Origin of the sequence: Mesorhizobium alhagi CCNWXJ12-2 (assembly GCF_000236565.1) — a bacterium.
Classification (GTDB): domain Bacteria; phylum Pseudomonadota; class Alphaproteobacteria; order Rhizobiales; family Rhizobiaceae; genus Allomesorhizobium; species Allomesorhizobium alhagi.
Genome location: NZ_AHAM01000128.1, coordinates 1 through 16,629, shown reverse-complemented (window position 1 = coordinate 16,629; position 16,629 = coordinate 1). Strand labels below are relative to the sequence as shown.

The window sequence follows — 16,629 nt, the reverse complement described above, 5'->3', positions numbered from 1 at the left end:
TCATTGTTCGTCGCACGCTGCAGATGATCCCGACCTTGCTGGCGGTCGTCATAGTCATCTTCTTCATATTCAGTGTCGTCCCCGGCAGCTTCATATCGAGCCTGATGGCGGAGGGGCGCAACGCCATGAATGCGGATGTCCTGGCGCATCTGAACGAACAGTTCGGGCTGGACAAACCTCTGCCGGTTCGCCTGTGGAACTATCTGTGGGGGCTGGCGCATTTCGACCTTGGGATTTCCTACCGGACCCGCTCACCAGTGTGGGACGTGATCGAGCCGCGGCTCTGGCCGTCCATCAAGCTCGCGCTGGCGGCGATGGGGCTTGCAGCGGCGGTCGGCATTCCTCTGGGATTTCTCGCCGCGCTCAAGCCCGGCAGCGTATTCGACACCGGCACGATGATGCTGGCGGTTTCCGGCCTGTCGCTTCCTGAATTCTGGTTCGGCCTGCTGTTGATGTATGTCTTCGCGCTGCAGCTTGGCCTGTTGCCAAGTTTCGGCTACCAGGCCGGCAGCATCCAATACATAATATTGCCCGCCATCGCGCTCGGCGTATCGCCGATGGCGCTTTTGGCGCGAACCACACGCGCAGGCGTTCTGGACGTGATGAACGCCGACTTCGTGCGCACGGCGCGCGCAAAAGGGCTATCCGAACCGCGCCTGGTGCGCGCCCATGTCACCCGCAACGTGCTGGTGCTGATCCTGACCACGCTCGGCCTCCAGATCGGTTCGCTTATGGGACAGGCGATCGTGATCGAGAAACTGTTTTCCTGGCCGGGGATCGGATCGCTTCTGGTCGACAGCGTGTCGACGCGCGACATTCCCGTGGTTCAGGGTACGGTCATCGTGATCGTGTTGTGGTTCCTGGTCATCAACATGCTGGTCGATGTCGCCTATGCCGCAATCGACCCACGCATCAAGGTGACTTGATCATGCGGTTGCGCTTCAACTTCGCCTTCGGGCTGGCGCTGGCGCTGCTCGTGGTCGTGGCGGCGCTCTGCGCCGGGTGGATAGCGCCGTACGATCCGATATTCGACGCGGACCTGATGAATTCCGAAATGCCGCCAAGCTGGGAGCATTGGCTGGGCACGGACGCCCAGGGGCGCGACGTCTTTTCCCGCGTCCTCTACGGCGCGAGGGTGTCGCTCACCGTCGGTCTCGTCTCGCAGTTGATAAACTCGTTCATAGGCACGGCGCTCGGCGTTTCGGCCGGCTATTTCGGCGGCTGGTGGGACGACCTGGTCAATGGGCTTACAAACGTCATGCTCGCGATCCCGTCCCTGGTTTTCGCGCTTGCCATCATGGCCGTGCTGGGGCCGGGCCTGCCAAGCCTGCTGATTGCGCTAGGTCTGACCAACTGGTCCTGGACCTGCCGCATAGCCCGCAGTTCCACGCTCTCGCTCAAGAACCAGGGCTTCGTGCTGGCCGCCAGGTCGGCGGGCTTCGGCGACACCAGCATCATGCGGACACAGATATTGCCGAATATCCTCGGTCCGGTCCTGGTCATCGCGACGCTCGGCATCGGCGGCGCGGTTCTGGCGGAGGCGGCGCTGTCCTTCCTCGGCGTCGGCATCCGTCCGCCGCAGCCAAGCTGGGGCAACATGCTGACAGACGCGCGCGACCTGATCCGTACCGCTCCCTGGGCCTCGGTTTTTCCCGGCCTCGCGATTTTCATCACGGTCCTCGGCTTCAATCTGCTGGGTGACGGGCTGCGCGACATGCTCGATCCCCATATGAGGACCCGGAAGATATGAGCGGCATTCTTCCCGATCCCGTTTTGTCCGTCCGCAACCTGCATATCGGCGTCGGCAAGCGCAACGAACTCCTTCACGACGTGTCGTTCGACATCCTGCCCGGGGAAACCTACGGTCTTGTCGGGGAATCCGGCTCGGGGAAAAGCATCACCGGCCTGTCGGTGATGGGGCTGCTGAAGCGCCCGCTGGAAGTGACCGGTGGTTCGATCGTCTTTCAGGGCCAGAACGTTCTCAAGCTTGGCAGCCGCGCAAGGCGTCGCCTGCGCGGCGACCGCATGGCGATGGTCTTCCAGGAGCCGATGACCGCGCTCAACCCGCTGGCGACGGTTGGCAGGCAGATCGCAGAGATGTTTGTCGTTCACCGAGGCATGGGGTGGTCGGATGCGCGCCGGAAGGCTGTCGAGGCGCTGGAAAGCGTTCGCGTGCCGTCACCCGAGGAGCGCGCCCGGTCCTATCCGCATCAATTGTCCGGAGGAATGCGCCAGCGCGTCATGGTTGCAATTGCGCTGGCCTGCCGCCCCGACCTGCTGATTGCGGACGAACCGACCACCGCACTTGATGTGACGGTACAGGCGGGCGTCCTGGAACTGATCGCAGAGCTTTGCACGGCCGAGGGAACAGCCGTGTTGCTGGTCAGCCATGACCTCGGTGTAATCGCCAGTATGTGCCGGCGCGTAGGGGTCATGGATCGAGGACGGCTCGTCGAGGAACAGGACACCAGGGCACTCTTCGAAAATCCGCTGCATCCCTACACTCGTGGCCTGCTTGCGGCGCGCCCGCGGCTGGGCTCGCGAACGCTCGCCGGGCGCAGCCGCCTGACCGAACTCGACAAGGTTGTGACCAGCGAGGAGCGCGGACGCGACGCGCCGACGCTGACCACGCCACGCGGCCTCCGTCTGGAGGCGACCGCGTGAGTCCGCCTCTGCTGGAAATCCGCGATCTCAACGTCCACTTCCCGCTGGCGCGTCAATGGCTTTTCGGGCCGAAGCGGACGCTACGCGCCGTCCAGGGCGTGAACCTGACCCTGAACGAGGGGGAGTGCCTGTCCATTGTCGGGGAATCCGGCTGCGGCAAATCCACCACCGCGCTCACCGTGATGGGCCTGCAGGAGCCGGCATCGGGGGAGATTCTGTTCCAGGGCAAACCGTTGACGGGACCCCGCGCTCCCACCCGGAAGGATCGCGCCCGCATCGCCCAGATGGTGTTCCAGGATCCCTACGCGTCGCTGAACCCGCGCCAGACCATCGGCCGCATGCTGTCCTCGCAGCTTTCGCTGCACGGGATCGCCAGGGGAAGCGAGGCCGCCGACCGCGTCGCAGATATGCTGACCCGCGTTGGCCTGACGCCGGATCACGCCGAGCGTTATCCGCATGAATTCTCGGGCGGGCAGCGTCAGCGGATCGGGATCGCGCGAGCCTTGATGCTCGCCCCGAAGATTCTGGTGCTGGATGAGCCCGTGTCGGCTCTGGACGTGTCGATCCAGGCGCAAATCATCAACCTGCTGATGGATCTGCAGGAGACGCTCGGTCTGAGCTACATCATGATCTCCCACGACCTGAGCGTGGTCGAGCATGTCAGCGACCGGGTCGCCGTCATGTATTTCGGTCGCGTGGTGGAGGAGGGCGACTGGCATTCGATTTTCAGCCGCCCGACACACCCATATACGCGCCGGCTGATCGGCTCTGTTCCCGATCCCGATGCGATCCTGACTGGCGCACGCGGCTTGCCGAATGCCGCTCCCGTTCCCGGCACAGCGCGCTTTTCGCCCGACATTTCGCTCCGTCCGGACCCTGACGAAGAACCGGAGCCAAGCGAACTTATCCGGATCGGCCGCAGCCACCGCGTCCGCCTCGCGCAATAGAGTTTATCCATGACATTCACCGTCCTCACTTGCGAATTCATGCACGAGAGCAACACGTTCTCGCGCTTCCGCACCGATTTGCCGCAGTTCCAGGTGGGTACATTGCTCTATGGCGACGACGCGATCCGTGTCCGGCGCAACGCGAACACCGAACTCGCCGGGTTCATGGATGTCGCTGAACCTGCGGGCTGGAACGTCGTCCATGCGATTTCGGCTCACGCGGTGCCCGGCGGACGGGTGACCAAGGCGGCCTATGATCACATTGCCGGCATCATTCTGGAAGCGGTGCGTTCGAACAGGAGCCGGTTCGACGGGCTGCTTCTTGGTCTGCACGGCTCGATGGTGCCCGAATTCTGCCCCGACGGAGAAGGCTATCTGCTCAGCCTTCTGCGGGCCGAGCTTGGGCGGGACATTCCCATTGCCGTAACGCTCGACCTTCATGCGATGGTGTCCGAGGATATGGTCCGGGACGCGCAGATTCTTGTCTCCTACAAGACCTATCCGCATGTGGATATGCGTGAAACGGGCGCGCATGCTGCGCGGATCCTGGATCGCGCGATGAGGGGTGAAATTGCGCCGCGGACCGTCAGGGCACATGTTCCGATGCTGGATGAGGCGAATTCCGGCCGCACCGACATTCCCGAGACCCTGGCGCTCTACGACCGCGCCCGCGAGGCCGAGGCTGAGGGACTGCTCGCCGTTTCCGTGAATGCAGGTTTCACAGGAGCAGATGTATCCTGTGTCGGCCCGACGGTGCTCGCGGCCTATGACAGCCGCGAGCCCGACGCCGAGATCGCCGCCAGGCGCGTGACGGAGGAACTTGCAGACAAGATCTGGATGGCGCGGACGAAGAAGCGCAACGTCTTCATCGAAATCGATGAAGCCGCCGCCGAGGCGCTTGCCTGGAACGGCGACGAGCCGCTTGTCATCGCCGACTACGCCGACAATCCGGGCGCCGGCTCCTACGGCGACTCAACGGCGCTGCTGAAGGGCTTGCTCGATGCGGGCGTCAGAGGCGCTGTGTTCGCGCCGATGGTCGATCCCCAGGCGGCAAAGGAATTGCACGGTCACAAGGAAGGCGAAACCGTAACGGTGACGATGGGCGGCAAGGGCGACGCGAGTTTCGGCGGCGGCCCGCTGACGGTAACGGGCGTGCTCCGCAAGCTTTCGGATGGCGCCTATGTCGGAGACGGGCCGATTCAGGGCGGGCTTGCGCATAGCTTCGGCCCCACCGCGGTAATCGATGTGGACGGGATCGAAGTCCTGGTCGTTTCCGAAGCGCAGCAGATGGTCGATCTGCAGCAGTTGCGCGCGTTCGGGATCGAACCGACGGCTCGCCGCGTCTTGGTCCTGAAATCGATGCAGCATTTCCGCGCGGCCTTCGAGCCGATAGCGGGCAAGGTCATCGTCTGCGATGCGGGTGCGCTGGCGACGCCGCGGGCCGAGCGGCGTTCCTATATCCGCGCGCCGCGCCCGCTCTGGCCGCTCGACAAGAATTTCGAACGACAGACGAGGTCAGCGGCGTGACCCTTCATGGCCGGGGATCAGGAAGCGCGGCCGGCATTTCTACGGCCACTCCGCGGCGAGATGCCGAACTACTATTGCTCGCGCGACGTCGGCGTCGACTGTCGGGACACGGCTACCTACGGTCGGAGAGCCTGAGGCTCAGTGAAAGCCGCGCGTTCCTGCCGCAGGCGGCGAGACCCGCCGGGATGCGTGCCCGCCAGTAGAAGATCGGTCCCCTGAGGACGAGGTTTTCGACCTGGCACCTTCGCAGTCCCATCCGCCCGTGCTCCGTCGGCCCCGGGCGGATGGACACCACCTGTGGGCATCAGTTGTGGGCACCACTTGGGCAAGGCCGATTCGGCATGGAAACGCAGGCGTTCCGGGAAGACCGGAATTCCGCGGATTTCAAGGATTTCTGGGAGCGGTTTGGCTGGGGAACCTGGATTCGAACCAGGACTAACGGAGTCAGAGTCCGTGGGTCTACCGTTAACCTATTCCCCAAGAAGCGATTTGAAACAATCGCTTGGCGGAAACGAGCGAGGGGAGCTGGACGCTCATTCTGCCCCGGTCAGGCAAAACTCGTTCCCGTTTCGAGCCGGCTTGTATCACATTTGCCCTGCCGATCAATAGCCGGAGATGCAGGCTCCGCAAGAATATTGCGCCGCCACCGGACCGATCCCGGTCCGTCTGACACGGTCAGGGTTTGTCTAGTGGGTGGAACTTGACCGAAATTGCAGAGGCTTGATCCATGGCTCTGAAGTCTAGCGGCGCCGGAACTGCGAGCGTTCGAAAACCACCACCACGACCAGCGCCAGGATCAGCGGGATGATCAGGTAGAACAGCCGGAAGACGAGCAGTGCGGCGAGCACTGCGGCCGGGTCCATGTCGGAGAGACCGGCGAGAAAGACGATCTCCAGGACGCCGAGGCCGCCGGGCGCATGCGAGATCAACGCCGCCGAAAACGAAATGACGAAGACGCCGAGCACGACGAAATAGCCGGGATTGCCCGCTTCCGGCAGCGCGAAATAGATGATCGCGGCCGCCGCCATCAGCTCGACCGGCCCTATGATCATCTGGCGCGCCACGATCGGCAGCCGGGGATAGTGGATCTGCAGCGAGCCGATGCGGAGCGGCTTCAGATGCAGCCAGCTGCCGAAGATGTAGAGGGCGATCAGCCCGAGGATAGCCGCCCCCGTCACTCTCCCGGCCGGGATCGGCGGGAGGTCGACGAAGCGGTCCAGCACGTGCGGCTCGAGGATGAGCAGCAGGGCCGAAAGCAGGGCCGCCCCCAAAACGAAGGTGAACGAGCAGAGCGCGACCAGCACGCCGACTTCCTGCCCGGTCAGGCCCTTCGAGCCATAGGAGCGGTAGCGGATGACGGCTCCGGACAGGACCGAGCCGCCTATATTGTGCGAGAGCGCGTAGGTGGTGAAGGAGGAGACGGTGATGAAGCCGAACGGTATCTTCCGGCCGAGATGCGTCAGCGCGATGTGGTCGTATCCGGCGAGCGCAATATAGGCGACGACCGAGCTCAGGCCGGCGAGCAGCCAGCGGTGGAGCGGGATCGCGGCCAGGCCCTCGCCGACATCCTCGAGCGAGATGCCGCGCAGTTCGTGGTAGAGCAGCCAGACGGAAAATCCGACGGCGGCAAGGCCGATCGCCGGCCAGATGTAGGATTTCAGCTTCATTATGCGACGGCCATGCCGGTCGATCTTCCTTTCGGTTTGATGCGGCGCGGCGCGTGCCGACTGGCAAATCCGCTTATTTCAGCAATGCCTTATCGAAGCCGCATGTTCAACCTCGAAGGCGGCGGGTGCGACGAAGGATGGAATTCCGCTCCCGCAGGCTTGGTGAATGCGCCGGGCGCTGCTATCTTGGCTGCAACGGAAAATCTCGACGCGTGTGCAGCGTCCGGCAACGGTTCGCGCGGCGCGAGAAGGACATTGAAGGTGGAAGATCCCGAAGCCGGCGCAAAAGCGCCGGAAGCGGGCGCGTCCAGGAGCGGTCGGCCGCAACGCGGCATGAACGGCTTCACCGCCAATCGGAAACACCACCCTTTGGCGGGCGCCAGATCCGGCGACGACGGACAGGCGAGCGACGGCAGCCCGCAGCCGACAGGCAAGGCGAAGAAGCGGCGCAAGCGCAAGCGCGGGCGCAAGGTTTTTGCGCGCGACGGTGTGCGCCCCGCTGAAGCAGCCGCGCCGGCCGAGCGCATCGAGGTGCGCCCGGCGAACGCGCCGCCTTCCATCAGGGAGGCTGTGCAGCCGCCGCGCAGACGCTTCAACGACGACCTGCCCGTTTTCGCAGCACTCGACCTTGGCACCAACAATTGCCGGCTGCTGGTCGCGGTGCCGACGAAGCCCGGCCAGTTCCGCGTCATCGACGCCTTTTCGCGCATCGTGCGGCTGGGCGAGGGGCTTTCGTCGACCGGGCGGCTGAGCCGGCCGGCCATGGACCGCGCGGTCGAGGCATTGAAGATCTGCGGCGACAAGCTTGCCGGCCGCTCGATCAGGCGGGCGAGGCTGATCGCTACCGAAGCCTGCCGCGCGGCCGAGAATGGCAGTGAGTTCCTGGCCCGCGTCGAGACCGAGGCCGGCCTGAAGCTGGAGATCATCGACCGCCGCACCGAGGCGCGGCTCGCCGTTTCCGGCTGCGGCTCTCTGGTCGAGCGCGGCACGGACGCGGTCGTCCTGTTCGACATTGGCGGCGGCTCGTCCGAGATCGCGCTCATCGACATTTCCGGGCAGAGGTCGCCGCGACTCGCCAACCACATCGTGTCGTGGACCTCGCTGCCGGTCGGCGTGGTTTCGCTCGCCGAACGCTTTGGCGGACGCGAAGTGACGCGCCAGGTGTTCGACGCCATGGTCGCCGACGTGACCGGCATGCTGCAAGCGTTTGAAGGCCGCGACCGCATCAACCATCTGATGAAGGCATCGCGCTTCCACCTGCTCGGGACATCCGGCACGGTGACGACGCTCGCCGGTGTGCATCTCGGGCTCGAACGATACGACCGCCGCCGCGTCGACGGGCTGTGGATGGACAATGCCAATGTCGATTTGATGATCGAAAAGCTGCTCGGCTGGGATTTCCAGGCGCGCGTGGCCAATGCTTGCATCGGCGCCGACCGCGCCGACCTTGTGCTGGCCGGCTGCGCAATCCTCGAGGCAATCCGCCGCGTCTGGCCGTCGGAACGCCTGCGCGTCGCCGACCGCGGCCTGCGCGAGGGCATTTTGAGCGAGCTGATGGCCGATGACGGGGTCTGGCGGCGCAATTGGCGGAGCGGAGCGCGGCCATGACCAAGAAGCCGGGAAAAGCCGGTCCGGGCGGCATTCGCGTGCTGAAGACCCGGATCAAGAAGAAGAGCGGGCTGAAGGAATCGTCGCGGCGCTGGCTCGAGCGCCACATGAACGACCCCTATGTGCAGCGCTCGAAGGCCGCCGGCTACCGCTCGCGGGCCGCCTACAAGCTGATCGAGATCGACGACAAGCACCATCTGCTGAAGCCCGGCATGCGCGTCATCGATCTGGGCGCGGCGCCCGGCGGCTGGTGCCAGGTCGCCGCGGCGCGGACGAAATCCACGCCGGAGCATCCGAATGTCGTCGGCATCGACTATCTGGAGATGGACGCGGTGCCGGGCGCGCCGGTGCTGCTGATGGATTTTCTGGACGAGGATGCGCCCGAAAAACTCGCCGAGGCGCTCGGCGGGCCGCCCGACATCGTGATGTCCGACATGGCCGCGCCGACCACCGGGCACCGCCAGACCGACCATATCCGCACCATGCATCTGTGCGAGGTTGCGGCCGATTTCGCCGTTTCCGTGCTGAAGCCGGGCGGCCATTTCCTCGCCAAGACCTTTCAGGGCGGCACGGAAAACAGCGTTCTCACCATGCTCAAGCAGAATTTTCGTTCGGTCCACCACGTCAAGCCGCCGGCTTCGCGCGAGGAATCGGCCGAGCTCTATCTGCTCGCCAAGGATTTCAAGGGACGCAGCTAGGCCGCCGGAAACACCATGGAATATGAACGGACGAATATCCTCGATCGCATCTTCTCTATGTCTTCTGCCGTGCGCTACGCTGCCATCTATCGAAATGGCGAGTTGACTTCTCGGCAACGTGACAATGTTGGCGGCGCCTCATCGTCCGAGTCCGACAAATACGAGGAACTTTTCGTCAACCCGGCATTGCTCACGCTGATCCGCCAACGCGGCAATCTGGACTGCGGCGGTGCGCATTCGCTCGTCGTTCGCTACGGCAATTTCTACCAGCTGGTCGTCGACTTACCTGGTGGACATGTTTCTGTCTGCTTCGAACTCGGCTCGAACCCACTCGATTATGCCGACGCGGTCCGAGCGATTTTCGACGAAGATTAAAAAGCGCTACCGCACCGGCGGCTGCTCGCCGGCGTCGGGGTCGCGAAGGCGATGCCCCGACACAGAATCGCCTGCATCGGCGCTCAGCCGCATGAACGGTATCACCGCCAGGATAGTAATGACGGCGACGATGAAGAACGCCGTCGAAAAGGCGGAGAGGCCGACCGGCTCGCCGGTCAGCATGGCGGTCGCCTCCAATATACCGCCGCCGACGGCGACACCCAGCGCGATGCTGACCTGCTGGGAGGCAGCCGCGATCGCGGTCGCCTGGCTGGCGTCGCGGTCCTCGACATCGGCGAACACCAGGGCGTTGGCCGAGGTGAAGAACAGCGAGCGCAGGAAGCCGGCGCCGATCAACACCGGAATGATGATCGCAGGCGAAGTCTGCGAAGTGAACAGCCCGTTGGCGGCGACGAAGCAGGCGCCGAAGAGCACGGTCGCGATCAGCACGGTGCGGAAGCCGCCGATTTGGAGCATTGCCGAGGCCAGGAATTTCATGGCGATCGCGCCAAGCGCGGAAGCGAAGGTCAGCATGCCGGACTGGAAGGGCGTCATGCCGAAGCCGAGCTGGAACATCAGCGGCAGCAGGAACGGCACCGCGCCATTGCCGATGCGGAAGATCGAGCCGCCGCTGATGGCGGCGCGGAAGACCGGTATCCGGAAGAGGCTGAGATCCAGGATCGGGTGCGGCTTGCGGCGCGCATGGCGGACGTAGAGAAGGCCTGCGGCGACGCCTATGGCCAGCGTGACGATGCCGACGCTGGGCGGCAGCGCCGGCAGGCAGGCTCACCACCGACAGGCCGAAGACGATCCCCGAGGCGGCGGCCGCCGAAAGCAGGAAGCCCAGAATGTCGAGGGGAGGGCTGCCGGCAAGCTCGACATCGGGAAGGAAGCGCCCGGCCAGCCAGATGCCGGCGAGCCCGATCGGCACGTTGATCAGAAAGATCCAGTGCCAGCTGAAATATGTGGTGATGAAGCCGCCGACCGGTGGTCCGACCAGCGGCCCGATCAGGCCCGGTATTGTGAGCCAGGCCATCGCCGCGACGAGTTCGCGCCGCGGCGTGGCGCGCACCAGGACGAGGCGCGCCAGCGGCGTCATCATGGCGCCGCCCATGCCCTGCAGGAAGCGCGCGCCGACGAATGCGCCGAGCGAGCCGGCCGCGGCACAGGCGACCGAGCCCAGGACGAACACCGCGATGGCGATGCGGAAGATGCGTTTTGCGCCGAATCTGTCGCCCATCCAGCCACTGATCGGGATGAAGATGGCGAGCGATACGAGATAGGCGGTCAGCGCCAGCTTGAGCGCGATCGGGCTGGTTCCGATGTCGGCGGCGATCGCCGGCAGCGAGGTCGAGATCACCGTCGAATCCATGTTTTCCATGAAGAGGGCGACCGCGAGGATGAGCGGGATGGTGCGTTTCACGGCATATTCCGGATGTGATTGCCGGCTGCCGGCGGGGCCTTCCGGCAATCAGGGCGGGTATCACGAATGCCGCCCGCTGTCGTCGATTTTTGCCGCGCTTCGGTTGTACCAGTTCAGAAGGATCGCAATCCGCTATGACAAGCACATCCAAACTATCTCGGCTTCGTCAAAATCGCCGCTATCGCAATCTGGATCAGATAGTTAATTCTTCACTACGACCTGACCAGGGTCGCGCTCCGCTTCGCTGCGCTTGCCTTGGCGGACACCGCCAATCGCAGGCATCTGTGATTAGCTGCGGCCATTCTGTCTTTCGGTCATCCTGGGGCGGGAGCGAAGGCCCTATTTAGCCAAAAAGCTCGTCTTGCTCCTGGGTCAGCGGGGTGATGCCGGCGGGGACCGGTTCGGGCGGTGCGTCGCCCTGGGGCTCTGGCGCTGGGGTTGCGCAGGCGGCGAGCAGGACGAAGCCGGCAATGATGGCGAAGGGCGTGAGGTTCATGAAACGGCGGGTAGGATGGCTTTGGGGCTGGATGAAGGCACGGTGGCGGCGCAGAGGCAAGAGGAATGTCGAAAGCTGCCGCAAATGAGCGCTTGCAGACGCTTCGAGTTGACGGGACTACGCTAGCTTTTCGAGATCCAGTACGCGTCGGTGATCAGCCAGGCATTGTCGGTGTCATGTTCTGGTCGCCCTCGATGGTATTGCGCGAGATCGCCGAGCTTGCCTCGTGCCGCCTTGAGGGCAACCGTCAAAGCTTTTTCTTCGTCACTGCGCCTGGCTCCGCCGCAATGGTAAAAACCGCACGGCGCAAGCGATCTTACAGGAAACGTATCGCCGGCCCTTTCCAGAAGCATCATGAAGCCCCACTGGTCTTCACCTGTGAACGGCAGCGCCATCCGACCGGCGTCGGACAAATTTGAAAGCCACCGTTCCGGCACGTGCGTCACTCCGGCGAAGGCGACCACGACATCGAGGTTTGGCGGGTCAACGGCCTGTGTGGCATCGCCGGATATCACTTCGACATGGGCATAGTGAGCAAGATTGCTTTGCGCATGCCGAGCGAGTTCTTCATCGATCTCATACGCAATCACGCGTCCCTCGGAACCAGTCAGTTCGGCGAGAATGGCGGTAAAATAGCCGACGCCAGCGCCCACCTGAAGGATAGTCTGGCCGGGAGTTATATTCAGATGGTCGAAAACAAAGGCCCAAAGCGACGGCAGTCCGCTGTTCAACCCGCGCTTTTCGTCAAGCGAGACCAGAACGTCGTGGTAAATCTCATGAAGGGCGGCTGAAGGGCTCGTATGGACCGTACCAACCTGCAATCTCGAATGGATGCGCCACGGGCCGCTGCCGAGATATTCCTCGCGCGGGACTTTGGCGAACGCCTCGATGATGGCAGGGTCGTGCACAACGGGCGATGAGACGCGCAGGTCTTCGGCAAACCATCGGCGTGCTTCACTATCACCGGCTCCTGTCAGCATGGAACGTCGACTCCGCGAGTGTGCGTGCTTTCTCATGCTCTCAGAAATCTGGGCGGCGGCAAAGGGTCCCCATCTTCGCACCTAAGGGCGATCCGGCATGACTGCTTCCCACCCGATTGAGACGTTTCTCGCCTCGTCGCAGAGCGTCGCGGCAAAAAAATGAGGTTGGTTGTCGGGAGACGCCCTTCTTGTTCGTCCTAGGGGTACGAAGCAACGAATACAGGTGAAAGATCCGTGAGAAAGATCAGAGGCATCTCTCTGGGCGGCGTGATCCAAGCGCCCAAAGCGATGATGAGATGAAGAAGTCGACATCGCGGCGCCGGAAGCTGCGGTGGTAGGTTACCCAGTCCCCAAGGCATCGATGCCTGGTGAGCTCAATGAAAGGAAATGATCATGCCCAACACTGTTAAACTGCACCGGGTCTTCGCCGCCAAGCCCGAAAAGGTCTACCGCGCATTTCTGGAACCTGACGCGGTTGCGAGCTGGCTTCCACCCTTCGGTTTTACCTGCACGGTCCATGAACTTGAGGCCAAGGAAGGCGGCAAGCACAGAATGTCCTTCCGAAACTTCACGACCGGCCAAAGCCATTCCTTCGGCGGCACCTACCTGAAACTCGTTCCCGGCGAGATGCTCGTCTACAGCGATGTGTTCGATGATCCGAACCTTCCGGGCGAGATGAAAGTGACCGTCACGCTGAAGGCCGTTTCAGTCGGAACGGAGATGACCGTGGTTCAGGAGAACGTGCCCGATCTGATCCCCGTGGAGGCATGTTATCTCGGCTGGCAGGAGTCGCTGCGCAAGCTTGCCAAACTCGTCGAGCCCGAAATCACGCAATGAACGGTTGGCGAAATCTTATCACATGGTCACCACGATCGCTGTGCCGGTCTAAAGCGTCTGGGACGCCTACACGACTCCCGCTGATATCACGCGGTGATCGCGTAGCCGGAGCACTCGCGCCAGTCCGCTTATCGCTGCCGCGTGCGATTGGCAGATTGTCCTTTTCCACCCTCAAGGAATTTCAAACAGAAACACCGGCGCGCATTGGTCCGGCTTTTCTTTGCGCGACATACGTGGTACCAGCCCTTGCCAATCCTGCAAGGGAAGATCACGAGTCGGCGCAGTCCAAAAGGGCTTGAGCGCCGGCTTCACGTATTTGAGGGTTCGGCATGGCAAAGATCATCGAAACGGCAACCGGCACGCTCGCCCTGACTTTCGACGACGTGCTCCTGCAGCCCGGCCATTCCGAAGTGATGCCCGGCGAAACCGATGTGCGCACCCGCATCGCCGGGGACATCGACCTGAACATCCCGATCCTTTCGGCGGCCATGGACACCGTGACCGAGGCGCGGCTCGCAATCGCCATGGCGCAGGCCGGCGGGCTCGGCGTCATCCATCGCAACTTCTCGCCGGCCGAACAGGCCGAACAGGTGCGCCAGGTCAAGAAGTTCGAATCCGGCATGGTGGTCAATCCGGTCACGATCGGGCCGGACGCCACGCTTGCCGATGCGCAGGCGCTGATGCGCACCTACTCGATTTCCGGCATTCCGGTGGTCGAGAATGGCGGCACGGGCGGCCATGTGGTCGGCCGGCTGGTCGGCATCCTGACCAACCGCGACGTGCGCTTCGCCACCGATCCGGGCCAGAAGGTCTACGAGTTGATGACCCGGGAGAGTCTGATCACGGTGAAGGAGACCGTCGACCAGACTGAGGCCAAGCGGCTGCTGCACCAGCATCGCATCGAAAAGCTGCTGGTCGTCGACAAGGCTGGAAACTGCGTCGGCCTGATCACGGTCAAGGACATCGAGAAGTCGCAGCTCAATCCGCATGCGTCGAAGGACAGCCAGGGGCGGCTGCGCGCGGCTGCCGCGACGAGCGTCGGCGATGACGGCTTCGAGCGCGCCGAGCGCCTGATCGACGCGGGCGTCGATCTTCTGGTGATCGACACCGCGCATGGCCATTCGCAGCGCGTTCTCGACGCGGTGACGCGGGCGAAGAAGCTTTCCAATTCGGTGCGCATCATGGCCGGCAACGTTGCGACGGCAGCCGGCACGCAGGCGCTGATCGACGCCGGCGCGGATGCGGTCAAGGTCGGCATCGGCCCCGGCTCGATCTGCACGACGCGGATCGTCGCGGGCGTCGGCGTGCCGCAGCTTTCGGCGATCATGTCGGCGGTCGAGGCGGCCGAGAAGGCCGGTGTTTCGGTGGTGGCCGACGGCGGCATCAAATATTCAGGCGATCTCGCCAAGGCGCTTGCCGCAGGCGCGGGCGCCGCGATGGTCGGCTCGCTGCTCGCCGGCACCGACGAGAGTCCCGGCGAGACCTATCTCTACCAGGGCCGTTCGTTCAAGGCGTATCGCGGCATGGGCTCGGTGGGCGCGATGGCGCGCGGCTCGGCCGACCGCTATTTCCAGGCCGAGGTGCGCGACACGCTGAAGCTGGTGCCGGAGGGCATTGAGGGTCAGGTGCCCTACAAGGGCCCGGTGGCGGGCGTGCTGCACCAGCTTGCCGGGGGGCTGAAGGCGGCCATGGGCTATGTCGGCGCGCGCGACCTCGCCGATTTCCGGGAGAGGGCGACCTTCGTGCGCATCTCCAATGCGGGCCTGCGCGAGAGCCACACGCACGACGTGACGATCACACGCGAAAGCCCGAATTATCCCGGCGGCTTTTGACGAAGCGGCTGGGGGCGGGGGTCCGTTCGGACCACCGCCGCTACAGCAAAAATCTGCTTTGAGAAGCGCAGGTGATTTGATCGCGTGAAATGCCGATGTCGTCGAGAACGTCATCCGGCGAACGGCTCAATTGATCCGTCGCCCGCCGCATGGCTGTTCGCTTGGCACGACGGCGGGACCACCTGCGAATCGAGCCGACGGCGAGAATAAGAAACCTGTCCATCATCGGATCGTCCATTCATCTGAACTCGGGATCTGGGCGGTCAGTGCCCTAGCCGCAGCGGTCCGGAAGCAGTCTATGCGTAGCGGTCGATGGACTTCTTGTGCTCGGCCATGCGACGGGCGAAGGCCGGCCCGGGGCCGCGCATGTAATGCAGTTCCGGGCGGTAGCGCGGCGCCACGAATTCGCGAACCGCTGATAAAAGCTGCATGACGGGAGCCAGGAGTTTCATGACACCGGTCCTTTTCCCTCATTGGCCTCGATGTTGACTGCCGAGGCCTGACGTTGATGGGAAAGGGTAGGCAGTGGCGTCGGATTCGTATGTGGGAATTCCCACACCCTCTAAAGCATTCGCAAAATTGGCGCTCGCCACCCGGCAACGTTGCGGCGGCGATCAATTTCCTTTCGTGAGCGAGCCAGGCGAAGTACACTCGGTTGAAAACCAAGGACATACCGTCGTGACGACCTCCGTCTTCATGTCGAGGCTGGATAATACCGACGTCGCCGCGATCAGCCGGCGATGGAGCGAGCGCTGTTATCAACTCAATGAGATAATCATCGCGCATGGCGACAATGGCTGCGACGTCTTCTTCCTGCTGGAGGGGCGGGCTCGGGTCACAATGTTTTCAGAGGACGGCAGGGAGATCGCCTATCGCGATATCGCGCCGGGCGAAATTTTCGGAGAATTGGCAGGAATCGATGGGAAGGCCCGCTCGGCCAGCGTCGTCGCGCTTGAGGCAACCCGCGTTGCGCGGCTGACTGGGACGGCATTCCGGGACATTGTGATGAGCCATCCGGCTTTCGCCTGGGTGCTTCTCGAGCATTTGTCGGCTCAGCTGCGGCGCATGACCGAAAGGGTCTTCGAGTTCAGCACTCTGGTCGTGCGCAAACGGCTAATCCTCGAACTGCTGCGCCGGGCAGACGAGATCGGGCCTGTAAATGGCCAGGTCGCCCTAAGCCCGGCGCCGACGCACTCCGAGTTGGCGGCGACGATCAGCACCCACCGGGAGGCGGTATCACGCGAGATGAGCACCCTGGCCAAGAGGGGGCTCGTCGAAAAGCGCGGCAGCAGGCTCATGCTGCATGATCTTGCCGTGCTCGAAAGGCTCGCCGCGAAGTAGGATTAGCCTAGCCGAAGCAGCCGACGGATGGCCGGCCTGGGGAGCGGATGAACCCGACGCAGATATTCTGGCCGATGATCGCCGCGCCCTGCTGGTCTGATAGCGTCTGTCTCGTGGTATTCCGGCGCAGGGTCGGCCTCAGCGCGACGTCTCGAACACCGCGATCTTCTTGCGGTCGAATTTGAGCGCGATCTCGCCGCGCACCAGCCGCACCGCCATGTCGCCGAAAACTTC

General features: G+C 63.6%; 16 protein-coding genes, 1 tRNA gene and 1 pseudogene. 11 read left to right on the top strand and 7 right to left on the bottom strand.

Going from position 1 to position 16,629, the window contains the following annotated elements; genetic code table 11:
* Nucleotides 1-2 precede the first annotated feature (2 nt).
* The 5 genes from MAXJ12_RS15090 to MAXJ12_RS15070 are packed head-to-tail and all read left to right on the top strand — an operon-like array spanning nt 3 to nt 5,138.
* The gene (locus MAXJ12_RS15090) at nt 3-926 is read left to right on the top strand and encodes an ABC transporter permease (protein WP_008836772.1); all 924 of its coding nucleotides are present in this window, start codon (nt 3-5) and stop codon (nt 924-926) included.
* Nucleotides 927-928: 2 nt separating this feature from the next.
* The gene (locus MAXJ12_RS15085) at nt 929-1,750 is read left to right on the top strand and encodes an ABC transporter permease (protein ID WP_008836771.1); all 822 of its coding nucleotides are present in this window, start codon (nt 929-931) and stop codon (nt 1,748-1,750) included.
* Nucleotides 1,747-2,664 carry an ABC transporter ATP-binding protein gene (locus tag MAXJ12_RS15080; protein WP_008836770.1) on the top strand — a complete coding sequence of 306 codons (918 nt, stop codon included), beginning with the start codon at nt 1,747-1,749 and terminating at the stop codon, nt 2,662-2,664. Before MAXJ12_RS15085 ends, MAXJ12_RS15080 begins: the two co-directional genes overlap by 4 nt.
* A complete protein-coding gene (locus MAXJ12_RS15075) occupies nt 2,661-3,611 on the top strand; it encodes an ABC transporter ATP-binding protein (RefSeq protein WP_008836769.1) in 951 nt (316 codons plus the stop codon). The genes MAXJ12_RS15080 and MAXJ12_RS15075 overlap by 4 nt, the downstream gene beginning before the upstream one ends.
* 9 nt (nt 3,612-3,620) lie before the next feature.
* The gene (locus MAXJ12_RS15070; RefSeq protein ID WP_008836768.1) at nt 3,621-5,138 is read left to right on the top strand and encodes a M81 family metallopeptidase; all 1,518 of its coding nucleotides are present in this window, start codon (nt 3,621-3,623) and stop codon (nt 5,136-5,138) included.
* A gap of 406 nt (nt 5,139-5,544) precedes the next feature.
* On the opposite strand, the gene MAXJ12_RS15065 is transcribed toward MAXJ12_RS15070, so the two are convergent.
* Together MAXJ12_RS15065 and MAXJ12_RS15060 are read right to left on the bottom strand one after the other, a co-directional pair.
* Nucleotides 5,545-5,618: transfer RNA gene (locus MAXJ12_RS15065), tRNA-Gln, on the bottom strand.
* A gap of 260 nt (nt 5,619-5,878) precedes the next feature.
* Complete coding sequence (locus MAXJ12_RS15060; protein WP_008836767.1) at nt 5,879-6,805, bottom strand: lysylphosphatidylglycerol synthase domain-containing protein; 927 nt, start codon at nt 6,803-6,805, stop codon at nt 5,879-5,881.
* A gap of 186 nt (nt 6,806-6,991) precedes the next feature.
* Here MAXJ12_RS15060 and MAXJ12_RS15055 point away from each other — a divergent pair, with 186 nt between their 5' ends.
* Genes MAXJ12_RS15055 through MAXJ12_RS15045 form a run of 3 tightly spaced genes read left to right on the top strand, consistent with a single transcriptional unit; the run spans nt 6,992 to nt 9,486 of the window.
* The gene (locus MAXJ12_RS15055; protein ID WP_420492379.1) at nt 6,992-8,413 is read left to right on the top strand and encodes a Ppx/GppA phosphatase family protein; all 1,422 of its coding nucleotides are present in this window, start codon (nt 6,992-6,994) and stop codon (nt 8,411-8,413) included.
* Nucleotides 8,410-9,111, top strand: a complete 702-nt coding sequence (locus MAXJ12_RS15050) for an RlmE family RNA methyltransferase (RefSeq protein WP_008836765.1) — start codon at nt 8,410-8,412, stop codon at nt 9,109-9,111. The genes MAXJ12_RS15055 and MAXJ12_RS15050 overlap by 4 nt, the downstream gene beginning before the upstream one ends.
* A gap of 15 nt (nt 9,112-9,126) precedes the next feature.
* A complete protein-coding gene (locus MAXJ12_RS15045; protein WP_008836764.1) occupies nt 9,127-9,486 on the top strand; it encodes a hypothetical protein in 360 nt (119 codons plus the stop codon).
* 6 nt (nt 9,487-9,492) lie between these two features.
* Here the strand turns inward: MAXJ12_RS15045 and MAXJ12_RS15040 are convergent.
* From MAXJ12_RS15040 to MAXJ12_RS15030, 3 genes and pseudogenes are all read right to left on the bottom strand, one after another.
* Nucleotides 9,493-10,909: pseudogene (locus tag MAXJ12_RS15040) on the bottom strand (MFS transporter).
* Between the two features lie 343 nt (nt 10,910-11,252).
* Complete coding sequence (locus tag MAXJ12_RS15035; protein WP_139043902.1) at nt 11,253-11,465, bottom strand: hypothetical protein; 213 nt, start codon at nt 11,463-11,465, stop codon at nt 11,253-11,255.
* Between the two features lie 62 nt (nt 11,466-11,527).
* Nucleotides 11,528-12,385, bottom strand: a complete 858-nt coding sequence (locus tag MAXJ12_RS15030; protein ID WP_008836762.1) for a protein-L-isoaspartate O-methyltransferase family protein — start codon at nt 12,383-12,385, stop codon at nt 11,528-11,530.
* Between the two features lie 393 nt (nt 12,386-12,778).
* Here MAXJ12_RS15030 and MAXJ12_RS15025 point away from each other — a divergent pair, with 393 nt between their 5' ends.
* A complete protein-coding gene (locus tag MAXJ12_RS15025) occupies nt 12,779-13,222 on the top strand; it encodes an SRPBCC family protein (RefSeq protein WP_008836761.1) in 444 nt (147 codons plus the stop codon).
* A 329-nt stretch (nt 13,223-13,551) separates the two neighbouring features.
* Nucleotides 13,552-15,054, top strand: a complete 1,503-nt coding sequence (gene guaB, locus MAXJ12_RS15020; RefSeq protein WP_008836760.1) for an IMP dehydrogenase — start codon at nt 13,552-13,554, stop codon at nt 15,052-15,054.
* Nucleotides 15,055-15,094: 40 nt separating this feature from the next.
* Here guaB and MAXJ12_RS15015 read toward each other — a convergent pair whose 3' ends face one another.
* Nucleotides 15,095-15,292 carry a hypothetical protein gene (locus MAXJ12_RS15015; RefSeq protein ID WP_008836759.1) on the bottom strand — a complete coding sequence of 66 codons (198 nt, stop codon included), beginning with the start codon at nt 15,290-15,292 and terminating at the stop codon, nt 15,095-15,097.
* 58 nt (nt 15,293-15,350) lie between these two features.
* On the bottom strand, nt 15,351-15,506 hold the full coding sequence (locus MAXJ12_RS38215; RefSeq protein WP_008836758.1) for a hypothetical protein: 156 nt from the start codon (nt 15,504-15,506) through the stop codon (nt 15,351-15,353).
* 226 nt (nt 15,507-15,732) lie between these two features.
* Between MAXJ12_RS38215 and MAXJ12_RS15010 the strand changes: the two genes are divergently transcribed.
* On the top strand, nt 15,733-16,395 hold the full coding sequence (locus MAXJ12_RS15010) for a Crp/Fnr family transcriptional regulator (protein ID WP_008836757.1): 663 nt from the start codon (nt 15,733-15,735) through the stop codon (nt 16,393-16,395).
* Nucleotides 16,396-16,629: the final 234 nt, after the last annotated feature.